Raw genomic sequence first — 13,508 nt, 5'->3', positions numbered from 1 at the left:
AAGAAACTGGATCTTCATGCTGGACCTCTCGCAATTGCGTAGCTTCGTTGCCGTCGAGCAGATGGGCAGTTTCACGCTCGCCGCGGAAAGACTCGGCCTCGGCCAGTCGACGGTCAGCCAGCACATCCAGCGGCTGGAGGCGGCCCTCGGGCGCAAGCTGCTGGCGCGTGATACGCATAAGGTCATACTGACCGGCGATGGCGAGGCGTTGCTGTCGCATGCGCGCAGCATGCTGTCGATCGAGGGGCAGGTACAGTCACTGTTTCGGAGCAACAGCCTGCGCGGCAGCCTCCGGCTTGGGGTGTCGGAGGATTTCGTCACCAGCCAGTTACCGGCGGTGCTGGAGGATTTCGTTCGGTCACATCCCTCCGTCGACTTGGAGCTGACGGTGGCATTATCGGGCGTTCTCTACGAGATGCAGGACAATGGCGAAGTCGATCTGGTGCTCGCCAAGCGGCGGCTCGGCGATGCACGCGGAAAACTCGTCTATCGCGAACCGCTCGTCTGGCTGGCGCGCGATCCGGAGCATGTGCTCGCCTCCGGCCTCTTGCCGCTGATCGCCTTTCCGCCGCCGAGCGTCACGCGGGCGATCGCGCTCGAGGCGCTGGCACGGAACGGCGTGGCGTGGCGGATCGTCTGCACCTGCGGGAGCCTCAGCGGATTGACGGCGGCGGCGCGGGCCGGGATGGGCGTGCTGGTGCAGCCGCGCAGCATGGCGCCCTCGGGGCTGAAAGAGATCGCCGTGGCAAAACTTCCGGTGCTGGAAGATGTGGAATTCGTGCTGGTGCCGCGCAAGGGCGCGGATCAGGCGCTGGTCGCCGCCCTTTCGGACGATATTCTGCAAAAGGTGAGGAGGCTGAGGTCGGCGTAAGCCACGGCCGTCACCAAAAGGCCCGCCGGAGGCCGGCCTTCCCGCGCTCAGGCGGCCAGGCACTTCAGGAAACCATCCACCTCCGCTTCCGTCGTCGCAAAGCTGGTGACGAGGCGGATCAGGATCTCGTTTTCGGAAACGAGCTCGGGCGTTGCCGCCGGCACCGGCCATTCGTAGAATTTTGCGCCCCTTTCCTCCGCGGCCTTTGCTGCATTCTTGCCGACGACGGCGAAGACTTCGTTGGAGGCGGTCGGCCAGGCGAGGCGGGCGGCGGCATTGTCTCTGATCCCGGCGCGCAGGCGGTCGGCCATGCCGTTCGAATGGCGGGCGAGATCGAGCCAGAGGCCGTTTTCGAAATAGGCATCGAACTGGGCGGCGATGAAACGCGACTTGGAGAAGAGCTGGGCGGCGCGCTTGCGGATGAAGGGCATTTCCCGAGCCTGATCAGGATTGAAGAAGACGATCGCCTCCGCACACCAGCAGCCGTTCTTGGTGCCGCCGAAGGAGAGCATGTCGACGCCGCGCTTCCAGGTCATTTCGGCCGGAGTGGCGTCGAGCGCGATCAGCGCATTGGCGAAGCGGGCGCCATCCATATGGAGCGGCAGATTGCGTTTTCTTGATATGGCGGCGATCTCGCCGATCTCCGGCAGCGAATAGACGGTGCCGATCTCGGTTGCCTGGGTGATCGTCACCGCGCTGGCGCGGCCATGACGGAGGGCGTCTTCGGGATAATGCGCGATCTTTGCCGAGAGTCCGGCGGGATCGATCTTGCCGGCTTCGCCGTCGACGGCAACGAGGCGGGCGGAGCCGGAGAAGAATTCCGGCGCGCCGCATTCATCCTCGATTACATGGGCTTCCGAATGGCAGAAGGTAATGCCGCCGGGGCGCTGGACGCTCGCCAGCGCCAGGGAGTTGGCGGCGGTGCCGGTGGCGACGAAGAAAACCGAAACCTCACGCTCGAAGATCTCGGAGAAGCGGGCCTCGACCTTCTTGTCGAGATCGCCGGCGCCATAGGCTGGAGCAAAACCGGCCGATTCCGCCAGCAGACGTTCGGCAATGGATCTATGGGCGCCGGCCCAGTTATCGGAAGCAAAGAACATGAGGGAACCTGGGAAGGAAGGGTTTGGCAGGGCCGAGGGGGGAGATTACGCCAAAGCTTCACAGGATCAAGGCTGCTGCCCCTGACGCATCACAAAAATTGAACTACGCAATCAATAAACAAAATAATGCCTTGGTGCGTAATTTTATTTCGCTGCGGCGACCGATCCCGTAATCTTCCGTCGCAAATTGTCGTTTTTTGAAGGCGTGCTCTTGCGGAGCCGAATGCTTTCTGGCATAGAACAGATGAATTAGGACAGCGTTGCTGTCCTATTTTGGCCCTTGCGGCCGAAGAGGTGCCGAAAACCCTGGAACAGACGGGCTTTCACGCTATAGTTCTTGCGAGCGTCGAACCCCGTGGACGGGCGGCGTGCGGGGGCAAATGGCAGGCGCGGAACGCGACGGTTTGCTTTCCCGAAGAAGCAGATGTCTGCGGCCGATCTTCACAATGCAACAGCGCTGTCATGCGCCGAACCTATTCTGGTTGCGGCGCGAGACGAAAAGCCGCCCGCGGCCCCGCGGGCTTCGACAGGAGGAAAGATGATGACGAAGACGCCATCCATGGAATTTGACCGGTTTGCTGCTGCTAAGGTGCGCGCCACGGCCAATACGTCCAAATCCGCCTCCGGCCTGCCGAAAAAACAGGGCCTCTACGATCCTCGCAACGAGCATGATGCCTGCGGCGTCGGCTTCGTCGCGCATATGAAGGGCCAAAAGTCGCACCAGATCGTCAAGGACGGCCTCTTCATACTCGAGAACCTGACGCATCGCGGCGCCGTCGGCGCCGATCCGCTGATGGGTGACGGCGCCGGCATCCTGGTGCAGATCCCCGACCGCTTCTTCCGCGAGGAAATGGCCAAGCAGGGCATTACCCTGCCGCCGGCCGGCGAATATGGCGTCGGCCATATCTTCATGCCGCGCGATGAAAAGCAGATCGAGCATTTCAAGAAGGTGATCAGCGACGTCATCACCGAAGAGGGCCAGGTCTTCATCGGCTTCCGCGACGTGCCGGTCGATAATTCGTCGCTCTCCAAAGCGCCCGACATCGCTGCCACCGAGCCGCATCACGTGCAGGTCTTTATCGGCGCCGGCGAGGATGCCGAAAACAACGACGAGTTCGAGCGCCGGCTGTTCACGCTGCGCAAGGTGATCTCCAACCGCATCTATGACGAGTTCGACGGCGAGGAGAGCAATTTCTATCCGGTGTCGCTGTCGTCGGCGACGGTCGTCTACAAGGGCATGTTCCTGGCCTATCAGGTCGGCGTCTATTACAAGGACCTGTCGGATCCGCGTTTCGAAAGCGCGGTCGCCCTGGTGCACCAGCGCTTCTCGACCAACACCTTCCCGTCATGGAAGCTCGCGCATCCCTACCGCATGGTCGCCCATAACGGCGAGATCAACACGCTGCGAGGCAACGTCAACTGGATGGCGGCGCGTCAGGCGTCGGTCTCCTCGCCGCTGTTCGGCGAGGACATCTCCAAGCTCTGGCCGATTTCCTATGAGGGCCAGTCGGATACGGCCTGCTTCGACAACGCACTCGAATTCCTGGTGCGCGGCGGTTATTCGATGGCGCATGCGGTGATGATGCTGATCCCGGAAGCCTGGGCCGGCAACCAGTCGATGGCGGCCGAACGCAAGGCCTTCTACGAATATCATGCGGCGCTGATGGAGCCGTGGGACGGGCCGGCTGCCGTCGCCTTCACCGACGGCAAGCAGATCGGCGCGACGCTCGACCGCAACGGCCTGCGGCCGGCGCGCTACCTCGTCACCGATGACGACCGCGTTATCATGGCCTCCGAAGCCGGCGTGCTGCCGGTGCCCGAGGAGAAGATCATCCAGAAGTGGCGCCTGCAGCCGGGCAAGATGCTGCTGATCGACATGGAAGAAGGCCGCATCATCTCCGACGACGAGGTGAAGTCGCAGCTTGCGACGGCGCATCCCTATCGCAGCTGGCTCGATCGCACCCAGCTTATCCTCGAAGAACTGAAGCCGGTGGAGCCGCGGGCGCTGCGCCGCGACGTGTCGCTGCTCGACCGCCAGCAGGCCTTCGGCTACACGCTCGAGGATACGCGTATCCTGATGTCGCCGATGGCGACGACCGGCCAGGAAGCGATCGGCTCGATGGGCACGGATACGCCGATCTCGGCCATGTCGGAAAAGCCGAAGCTGCTCTATACCTATTTCAAGCAGAACTTCGCGCAGGTGACGAACCCGCCGATCGACCCGATCCGCGAGGAACTGGTCATGAGCCTCGTTTCCTTCATCGGGCCGCGGCCGAACATTCTCGATCATGAGGGCGCGGCAAACGCCAAGCGGCTCGAGGTCCGCCAGCCGATCCTGACCAACGGCGATCTCGAAAAGATCCGTTCGATTGGCCATACGGAGGACCGTTTCGACACCAAGACGCTCGATTTCACCTATGATATCGAGCGCGGCGCCGAAGGCATGCCCGAAATGCTCGACCGGCTCTGCGACCGTGCGGAAGCGGCCGTCAAGGGCGGCTACAACATCATCGTGCTCTCCGACCGCCAGATCGGGCCGGATAGAATCGCGATTCCCGCGTTGCTGGCGACAGCCGCCGTCCACCATCACCTGATCCGCAAGGGGCTTCGCACCTCGGTCGGTCTCGTCGTCGAGACCGGCGAACCGCGCGAAGTGCACCATTTCTGCCTGCTCGCCGGCTATGGCGCCGAGGCGATCAACCCCTATCTCGCCTTCGATACGCTGCTCGACATGCATGCCAAGGGCGAATTTCCCAAGGAAGTGGATGCTTCCGAGGTCGTCTACCGCTACATCAAGGCGGTCGGCAAAGGCATCCTCAAGGTCATGTCGAAGATGGGCATCTCGACCTACCAGTCCTATTGCGGGGCACAGATTTTCGATGCGATCGGCCTGTCGTCCGAACTCATCGACAAGTATTTCTTCGGGACCGCGACGATGATCGAAGGCATCGGCCTCGAAGCAATCGCCGAAGAGACCGTTGCCCGCCATAATGCGGCCTTCGGCACGGATCCGCTGCTGGCGACGACGCTGGATATCGGCGGCGAATATGCCTACCGCATGCGCGGCGAAAGCCATGCCTGGACGCCGGATGCGGTTGCGGCGCTTCAGCACGCCGTGCGCGGCAATGCCGAGGATCGCTACCGCGAATTCGCCGAGATGGTGAACAATTCGGCGCTGCGCATGAACACGATCCGCGGGCTGTTCAACGTCAAGAGCGCCGAGGCGCTCGGCCGCAAGCGGGTATCGATCGACGAGGTCGAGCCGGCGGCAGATATCGTCAGGCGTTTCTCGACGGGGGCAATGTCCTTCGGCTCGATCTCCCGCGAGGCGCATACGACGCTGGCGATCGCCATGAACCGGATCGGCGGCAAGTCGAACACCGGCGAGGGCGGCGAGGAATCCGACCGCTACATGCCGCTCGCCGATGGTTCGATGAACCCGGAACGTTCGGCGATCAAGCAGATCGCGTCGGGCCGTTTCGGCGTGACCACTGAATATCTCGTCAATGCCGACGTGCTGCAGATCAAGGTGGCGCAGGGCGCAAAGCCCGGCGAAGGCGGCCAGCTGCCCGGACACAAGGTCGACGCGACGGTCGCCAAGACCCGTCACTCGACGCCGGGCGTCGGCCTGATTTCGCCGCCGCCGCACCACGACATCTATTCGATCGAAGATCTGGCGCAGCTGATCTACGATCTGAAGAACGTCAACCCGACCTCGGATGTGTCGGTCAAGCTGGTCTCCGAAGTCGGCGTCGGCACGGTTGCCGCCGGTGTCGCCAAGGCGCGCGCCGACCACATCACGGTTGCCGGCTTCGACGGCGGCACGGGCGCGTCGCCGCTGACCTCGCTCAAGCATGCCGGCAGCCCCTGGGAGATCGGCCTTGCCGAAACCCAGCAGACGCTGGTGCTGAACGGCTTGCGTTCGCGCGTCGCGCTGCAGGTGGATGGTGGTCTGAAGACCGGCCGTGACGTCATCATCGGGGCGCTGCTCGGCGCCGACGAGTTCGGTTTCGCTACCGCACCGCTGATCGCGGCCGGCTGCATCATGATGCGCAAGTGCCATCTCAACACCTGTCCGGTCGGCGTGGCGACGCAGGATCCGGTGCTGCGCAAGCGCTTCAAGGGCACACCGGAGCACGTCATCAACTACTTCTTCTTCGTGGCCAACGAAGTGCGCGAAATCCTCGCCTCGCTCGGATTCACCCGGCTCGACGAGATCATCGGCGCTTCCGAGCTGCTGGAGAAGGATGAAATGCTGGCGCATTGGAAGGCCAAGGGCCTCGACTTCAGCCGCATCTTCCACAAGGTCGACGCTCCCAAGGAGGAGACCTTCTGGACGAGCCGGCAGCAGCACCCGATCGACGATATTCTCGACCGCGTGCTGATCGAGCAGGCACAGCCGGCGCTGACCGCCAAGACGCCCGTCGCCTTCGAGGTCGACATCAAGAACGTCGACCGTTCGGCGGGCGCGATGCTGTCCGGCGAGGTCGCCAAGCGTTACCGTCATCGCGGGCTGAAGGAAGACACAATCAATGTGACGCTTCGCGGCACGGCAGGTCAGAGCTTCGGCGCCTTCCTGGCGCGCGGCGTCACCTTCAACCTGATCGGCGATGGTAACGACTATGTCGGCAAGGGGCTTTCGGGCGGCAAGATCATCATCCGGCCGCCGGAGAATTCGCGGATCGTCGCCGAAAACTCGATCATCGTCGGCAACACCGTGCTTTACGGTGCGACCGAGGGCGAATGCTATTTCCGCGGCGTGGCGGGCGAACGGTTCGCCGTGCGCAATTCCGGTGCGATCGCCATCGTCGAAGGTGTCGGCGACCATGGCTGCGAATATATGACCGGCGGTGTTGTCGTCGTGCTTGGCGCCACGGGCCGTAACTTCGCGGCCGGCATGTCCGGCGGCGTCGCCTACGTGCTCGACGAAACCGGCGATTTCGCCAGCCGCTGCAACATGGCGATGGTCGAGCTCGAGCCGGTGCCGGAAGAGGACGACATGCTGGAGAAGCTGCATCATCACGGCGGCGATCTCATGCACAAGGGACGCGTCGACGTCTCGGGTGACATGACGCGTCATGACGAGGAGCGTCTCTACCAGCTGATTTCCAACCATCTGCACTATACGGGTTCGGCCCGTGCCAAGCAGATATTGGACAACTGGGCCGATTATCGTCCGAAGTTCCGCAAGGTCATGCCGGTGGAATACCGGCGTGCGCTTGAGGAAATGGAGCGCAGCCGGATGGGCATCGCCGCGGAATGATTTGAACCGGAGCATTCGCCATCTGCCGACCGCAGATGGCGGATGACGGAAACATCTCGATGACTCGTGACGAACATGACGACGGCGATGGACCGTCCGGATCGCGCGGTGTCCTTCAGGAGATCTGTTCCAATGACGGTCAAGACAAGCAACCCGCCCGGAACACCGGGGACTGACGACAGACAACTGGCCGCGGTGAGGCGGTCATGAGGGTAAGGGACGAAGAGATGGGCAAGGTAACAGGGTTTCTGGAAATCGACCGACAGGTGGCGAAGTACCAGCCGGCGTCGGATCGCATCCGGCATTTCCGCGAGTTCACGATCCCGATGTCGGACCCGGAAGTGCAGAAACAGGCCGCACGCTGCATGGACTGTGGCATTCCCTATTGCCACGGCCCGACCGGCTGCCCGGTTCACAACCAGATTCCCGACTGGAATGACCTCGTCTACAACAACAATTGGGAAGCGGCGATCCAGAACCTGCATTCGACCAACAACTTCCCCGAGTTCACCGGCCGCGTCTGCCCGGCTCCTTGCGAGGAAGCCTGCACTTTGAATCTCGAGGACGCGCCGGTCGCCATCAAGACGGTCGAACAGGCGATCGCCGACAAGGCCTATGAGCTCGGCTTCATCCGGCCGCAGCCGGCCACGGTCCATACCGGCAAGAAGGTTGCCGTCATCGGCTCCGGCCCTGCCGGCATGGCGGCTGCCCAGCAGCTCGGCCGCGCCGGCCACGACGTTCATCTCTACGAGCGCGAGACCAAGCCCGGCGGCCTGCTCCGCTACGGCATTCCCGATTTCAAGATGGAGAAGAACTTCATCGACCGTCGTGTCGAGCAGATGAAGGGCGAGGGTGTCACCTTCCATTGCGGCGTCAATGTCGGCGTCGACGTCAAGGTCGAGCAACTGCTCGCCGATCACGACGCCGTCCTCTATTGCGGCGGCTCCGAGACGCCGCGCGAAGCGGGAATTCCGGGCACGGATCTTGCCGGCGTGCATGATGCGATGCCCTACCTCGTGCAGCAGAACCGCCGCGTCGGGCGCGAGAACATCGACAGCGTCGGCTGGCCGTCGGACCCGATCCTGGCCGGCGCCAAACATATCGTCGTCGTCGGCGGCGGCGATACGGCTTCGGACTGTGTCGGCACGGCGTTCCGGCAGGGCGCCGTCAAGGTCACCCAGCTCGACATCCGGCCGCAGCCGCCGGAGAAGGAAGACAAGCTTGCCGTCTGGCCCTTCTGGGCGACGAAGATGCGCACCTCCTCCTCGCAGGCCGAGGGTGCGGTGCGCGAATTCCAGGTGGCCACACTCGAATTCGTCGGCGAAGACGGGGTGCTGACCGGCGTCAAGTGCTGCGAGGTCGACGAGCGCCGCCGGCCGGTTCCGGGCACGGAATTCGTCATCCGCGCCGATCTTGCCTTCATCGCCATCGGTTTCCGCGGGCCTTTCACATCAAGCGTGTTGAAGGAACTCGACGGCAAGCTGGTGCTCAACACGGACAAGCGCGGCTCGACCAACGTCGTCGCCAACGACCGTGACTACAAGACCTCGATCGACAAGTTCTGGACGGCGGGCGACGTGCGCCGCGGCCAGTCGCTGGTGGTCTGGGCGATCCGCGAAGGCCGCCAGGCGGCGCGCGCGATCGACGAGGCGTTGATGGGCTCAACCGTTCTGCCGAACTGATCAGCGGGCAGCACACGTTCTGCAAGAAACGAACTCCGCCCTTCCGGCGGAGTTTTTTCATGGTGCGACCGCTTGACGCGCCTGCCTGCGCCGCAAGCCTCAAGCAATGCCGGGAAGCCAGATTTTCCGCCGGACGCGGGCTCAGGAGGAGCCGGCGGCGACCGCAACGGACGTGCCCCCGCCGTTTCGGCCGCAAGGCATTTCACCATCGGCCGCGGCGCAAGGGGATATTGACCGTCGCGGATGATCGACAAGGATTATCCAAATGGTTTCCGCACTTGACAGCACCCGGCTGGTTTCGGCCCAATATGCCCTGAAAAACCTTCGGACCTCCGACGACAGTTCGCAGGATGCGCAGAGTTCGTCGGCGGCCAGTATCCTCAGCAGCTACGGGCTCGATTCGAGCTCCGCCTCGCTGCTTTCCAACAACGCCCTGTCAGGACTGCTCGACACACTTTCATCCCAGGGTGATGCGTCTGATGAGACCGAAGCGACCGGGGACGGCGCCGACGTCACCAGCGCCTCCTTCATGGCGAAGCTGAAGCGGCAGCTGCAGGATGCGGCTGCGGCCGAAGGCAAGAGCGGCAAGGCCCACGACATGCTGGCCGCCCTCGAAGCTGGAACGCTCACCATCTCCGATCCGACGCAGGGCGTGTCGATTGCCGGCTGGGACGTCGACGATCCCGATGAGGCGGACACCGAGAGCAAGGCAGGCAAGGCAATCGACGTCAGCGGCTGGAGCGATTTTCTCGACACGCATCTCGCGCGCGGCGCCGACGGCGCCTTTGTCAAGGAGAACGGCAGCTATGTCGACCAGACGAACGACAGCAGCGCCTACTTCGGCCTGATCGGCTCGGACTATTATTATCTGAGCTGGCCGCAGGCGGCGGCGAAGTAAACGGAACGAAGAGGCCCTTTCATTTCACCGAGACTTCGGCCGGTGTCTTTGCCGCAGGCAGGCGGTAATCATCGACGCGGCCGGGAGGTGCTGCCGTCATTTCGCCCTGCTCGACCAACAGGTCGCGCGGCGATCGCGTCAAAGTGATGGGCGGCGGCCTGGCGCCGAGAAGCTCGGCGCCGCCATCGAGATTGGGATCGGAGAGGCTGATCGGCACGGTATGTTCGACCGGATTGGCGGGAAGGCCGAGACCGGGCAGGTTGCTTTCGTCCAGGCGCACCAGATCCGGGCTTGCCTGCGTGCCGAGAAGACGTCGCGCCGGTTTTTCCACATAGAAGGCGAGCTTGCGCCGGCCGGCCTGGGTCAGGTTGATGCCGTCGGAGGTGCGCAGACGCACCTGCTGGCCGTTCACATCCGAACCGGTGACAATGAAATTGCTGTTTTCATCGACGAAACCATCCCAGATGTCGACGAATTCGCCGCCGATGCTTTCCACCTGGTTGCGGTAGAGCTGGTTCATCTGGACGGCGTCGGCCGTCATCTGATCGGATTCAAAGGCGGGAAGGCCGACCCAGAGCAGCGGGATCTTGCGGTCGGTGACTTCCTTGCCGAAGGAGAGGACACGGCGGCGGTATTCGCTGAACCAGCCGTCGGTGCGGAATTTCTCCTTGGCGGTATCGGTCACCATTTGCTGGCGGTCGTTGGCGCCGATCATGACGACAACCATGGCCGGCTTCAGCTCGTCGATCATCTTCGGGAGCTGTTCCGGCCAATCGTAATAATCGTCGCGGACGAGGCCCGATGAGACATTGCCGCGGGCTTCGACGACGACACCCGGCGAGGTCTCGAAGGCGGCGGTGAGGCCGTCGCCGAGGCCGCTGGCCAGGAAATCGCCGACGATCAGGATTTTGCGGGCGTCGCCGAGCTTCTGGACGGTCGGCTCTTCCTGTACGGGAGCGCGGACCGGCGGCGCGGTGCGGGTATTGACGATGGCTTTCTGCGCCGGCGGGCGCTTGCGCTGCTGGCGCCTCGGCTGTTGGACGTCCGGGGTCTGCGGCCCGTCCTCGAGATAGCGCCGGCCGAGGAAAAAATCGAGGATCGAACGGCGCTGGTAACGCTGTTCCTGGGCTTCGGCGACATGCACCGGCGCAGACACGCCAAGGCATAGCAAGGCCGCCGCCAGGGCGAGCGCAAGCCAACGGATTGGGGTCCGATCTGTTTTCGTCGTCATGGGCAGTTCCGCATCTGCCGGCATCTTGCACGCGGGGTAGGCCAGCGTCCACTCCCGCTACTATCTAGGTCACGGTTCTGCCGCTTCCAATCCGCACTTGCTTTTTGGCGTGTATTCTAGCGACGAAGTGCGTTCAGCAGCGGCAGCGACGGCTCGCCGTCCGGCTGCATGCCGATGCGCGACTGCACGGCCGATATCGCCGCCTTCGAACCCGAGCCGAAATTGCCGTCGACCTCGCCATCGTAATAGCCGAGCGTCTTCAAACGGGTCTGCAGCTCGAATTTCTCGGTGATATCAAGCGCGCCGTCCGGGCGCGGCCAGCGCTGCTGCATGCCGCCGTAGCCGGCGATCTGGTCGGCGAGCAGGCCGACGGCAAGCGCATAGCTGTCCGAGGCATTGTAGTTCTTGATGGTGAAGAAGTTGGCGGTCATCAGGAAGCCCGGGCCGCTGGGTCCAGCCGGCATCTTCAGCACGGCTTTGCTGGCGCTTTCGCGGAAGGCCTTGCCATTCGGGCGTGTCAGGCCGAGTGCCGCCCATTGGGCCAGGGTGTGCGTCTTGCCGACCAGCTTGGCGGCTGTGGCGGGAACGACGACCTCGTAGCCCCAGGTCTTGCCGGTGTCCCAGCCGTTCTTCATCAGCAGATTGGCCGAGGTCGCCAGCGCATCGGGCACCGAGTTCCAGATGTCGCGATGGCCGTTGCCGTCGGCATCGACAGCATAAAGCAGATAGCTTGTCGGGATGAACTGGGTGTGGCCCATGGCGCCGGCCCAGGAGCCGGTCATTTCGCGGGCCGGCACGTCGCCGTTCTGCAGGATCTTCAACGCGGCGACCAGCTGCTTCTTGGCGAATTTGGCGCGGCTCGGATCGGCATAGGCCAGCGTTGCCAGCGCGCGCGGCACGTAGTGCAGCCGGTCGTCCTTGTCGAGGATTGCGCCATAATTCGATTCCATCGACCAGATGGCGAGCAGAATGGTCTTGTCGACGCCGAATCGCCGCTCGATCGCATCGAGCGTTCTTGCGTGTTTGATGGCCATCTGGCGGCCGATCTTGACCGTATAGGGATTGACGCGGGAATCGACATAGTCCCAGATCTTCGAGGTGAATTCCGGCTGGTAGGCGGCCTTTTCGAGTACGGTCGGATCAGGCTCGCTCACCCCGGAAAAGGCCTTTTGATAGGTTGCCTTACTGATGCCACTCTGAGCGGCTGTTTGGTAAAAATCCGCGATCCATTTCTGGAACCGGGAATCAGCTCTAGCGTTGTCGGGGACCAGCCCCACCTGGGCGGCGACAATGAGGGCGAGAGCAAGACCACGAAGGGAGTTTTTGTGATTCTGGGTCATCGACAGTCGTATCCGTCATCTTCAGTTTCCGGGGACAGCGAGGCATCATGTCCGCGCCAGAACCAAGACTACAGGAACGGAGTCAACAAATTCTTTACCATAGCGAACCGCTGCGGTCACCATTGCAAAACAGTAGCAATTCTATACTAGTTAAGGCTAAAAAGCCCTATTTCCAAAGCGATATGATCGAAGCAGGAGGCCGGTGTGGCTCAACACAACAAAGTTCGTAAAGCAGTATTTCCGGTGGCCGGATTGGGGACGCGATTCCTGCCGGCGACAAAGGCTGTTCCGAAGGAAATGTTGACCGTCGTCGACAAGCCAATCATTCAGTATGTCGTCGATGAGGCGATCGAAGCCGGGATCGAACATCTGGTTTTCGTTACCGGGCGCAACAAGCACGTCATCGAAGATTATTTCGACATCCATTTTGAGCTGGAACAGACGCTGCGCGAGCGCGCCAAGAAGGCGGAGATAACCCTTCTCGCCCAGCAACTGCCGAAGGCAGGCACGGTGAGCTTCACCCGCCAGCAGGAGCCGCTCGGCCTCGGCCACGCCGTCTGGTGCGCCCGCGAGATCGTCGGTGACGAGCCCTTCGCGCTGCTGCTGCCCGATATGATCATGAAGGGCGACAAGGGCTGCATGAAGGGCATGATCGACCTTTATGCCCACAGCGGCGGCAACATCATCGCCGTGGAGGAATGCGCGCCCGACCAGGCGCATAAATACGGCATCGTCGGCGTCGGCGAGGCGATCGGTGAAGGCTTCCGCATCACCGGCATGGTGGAAAAGCCTGCCAAGGGGACGGCGCCGTCCAACTTCTTCATCAACGGTCGCTACATCCTGCAGCCGGAGATCTTCAAGATCCTCGAAACCCAGGAGCGCGGTGCCGGCAACGAGATCCAGCTCACCGACGGCATGCTGAAGCTGCTGAAGGAACAGGATTTCGCCGGTTACCACTTCCGGGGCACGACCTACGACTGTGGCGCCAAGGACGGCTTCATCCTGGCAAACGTCGCCTTCGCCCTCGAACGTGCCGATATCCGTCCAACCGTCGAAGACGGCTTCAAGGAATTGCTGGCCGGTCTGAGGTAAGCTTCCCGCACAGCATGTAAATGATAAAGCG

The 13,508-nt window shown here is 62.7% G+C and carries 8 protein-coding genes; 5 read left to right on the top strand and 3 right to left on the bottom strand.

All coding sequences use genetic code 11. From position 1 onward, the window contains the following. The first annotated feature begins 16 nt into the window (after positions 1-16). Positions 17-871: a LysR family transcriptional regulator gene (locus QMO82_RS19580; protein ID WP_183609520.1), complete on the top strand. Its 855-nt coding sequence runs from the start codon at positions 17-19 to the stop codon at positions 869-871. Between the two features lie 47 nt (positions 872-918). On the opposite strand, the gene QMO82_RS19575 is transcribed toward QMO82_RS19580, so the two are convergent. Further along, positions 919-1,971 (bottom strand): low specificity L-threonine aldolase, encoded by a 1,053-nt coding sequence (locus QMO82_RS19575; RefSeq protein ID WP_183609521.1) that lies wholly within the window; start codon positions 1,969-1,971, stop codon positions 919-921. 538 nt (positions 1,972-2,509) lie between these two features. Here QMO82_RS19575 and gltB point away from each other — a divergent pair. The 3 genes from gltB to QMO82_RS19560 all read left to right on the top strand — a co-directional run bounded on the left by gltB (position 2,510) and on the right by QMO82_RS19560 (position 9,814). Next, positions 2,510-7,234, top strand: a complete 4,725-nt coding sequence (gene gltB / locus QMO82_RS19570) for a glutamate synthase large subunit (RefSeq protein WP_183609522.1) — start codon at positions 2,510-2,512, stop codon at positions 7,232-7,234. 227 nt (positions 7,235-7,461) lie between these two features. Next, positions 7,462-8,916, top strand: a complete 1,455-nt coding sequence (locus QMO82_RS19565; protein ID WP_183609659.1) for a glutamate synthase subunit beta — start codon at positions 7,462-7,464, stop codon at positions 8,914-8,916. Positions 8,917-9,181: 265 nt separating this feature from the next. Continuing rightward, the gene (locus QMO82_RS19560; RefSeq protein ID WP_183609523.1) at positions 9,182-9,814 is read left to right on the top strand and encodes a hypothetical protein; all 633 of its coding nucleotides are present in this window, start codon (positions 9,182-9,184) and stop codon (positions 9,812-9,814) included. A gap of 19 nt (positions 9,815-9,833) precedes the next feature. Here QMO82_RS19560 and QMO82_RS19555 read toward each other — a convergent pair whose 3' ends face one another. Both QMO82_RS19555 and QMO82_RS19550 read right to left on the bottom strand, forming a co-directional pair. Then, the gene (locus tag QMO82_RS19555; protein WP_183609524.1) at positions 9,834-11,069 is read right to left on the bottom strand and encodes an SGNH family hydrolase; all 1,236 of its coding nucleotides are present in this window, start codon (positions 11,067-11,069) and stop codon (positions 9,834-9,836) included. A 92-nt stretch (positions 11,070-11,161) separates the two neighbouring features. Further along, on the bottom strand, positions 11,162-12,385 hold the full coding sequence (locus QMO82_RS19550; protein ID WP_183609525.1) for a lytic murein transglycosylase: 1,224 nt from the start codon (positions 12,383-12,385) through the stop codon (positions 11,162-11,164). Between the two features lie 204 nt (positions 12,386-12,589). Here QMO82_RS19550 and galU point away from each other — a divergent pair, with 204 nt between their 5' ends. Continuing rightward, positions 12,590-13,477 carry a UTP--glucose-1-phosphate uridylyltransferase GalU gene (gene galU / locus QMO82_RS19545; protein WP_183609526.1) on the top strand — a complete coding sequence of 296 codons (888 nt, stop codon included), beginning with the start codon at positions 12,590-12,592 and terminating at the stop codon, positions 13,475-13,477. Positions 13,478-13,508 lie beyond the last annotated feature (31 nt).

This window comes from Rhizobium sp. BT04 (assembly GCF_030053135.1).
In the GTDB taxonomy this organism is placed as follows: domain Bacteria; phylum Pseudomonadota; class Alphaproteobacteria; order Rhizobiales; family Rhizobiaceae; genus Rhizobium; species Rhizobium binxianense.
This window is presented reverse-complemented; position numbering and strand designations above follow the sequence as displayed.

Bases quoted from the DNA above. Each gene is read 5' to 3' on its own strand.
- QMO82_RS19560 (WP_183609523.1), top strand. From the start codon at position 9,182: ATGGTTTCCGCACTTGACAGCACCCGGCTGGTTTCGGCCCAATATGCC.
- gltB (WP_183609522.1), top strand. From the start codon at position 2,510: ATGATGACGAAGACGCCATCCATGGAATTTGACCGGTTTGCTGCTGCT.
- QMO82_RS19565 (WP_183609659.1), top strand. From the start codon at position 7,462: ATGGGCAAGGTAACAGGGTTTCTGGAAATCGACCGACAGGTGGCGAAG.
- QMO82_RS19555 (WP_183609524.1), bottom strand. From the start codon at position 11,069: ATGCCGGCAGATGCGGAACTGCCCATGACGACGAAAACAGATCGGACC.
- QMO82_RS19575 (WP_183609521.1), bottom strand. From the start codon at position 1,971: ATGTTCTTTGCTTCCGATAACTGGGCCGGCGCCCATAGATCCATTGCC.
- QMO82_RS19580 (WP_183609520.1), top strand. From the start codon at position 17: ATGCTGGACCTCTCGCAATTGCGTAGCTTCGTTGCCGTCGAGCAGATG.
- QMO82_RS19550 (WP_183609525.1), bottom strand. From the start codon at position 12,385: ATGACCCAGAATCACAAAAACTCCCTTCGTGGTCTTGCTCTCGCCCTC.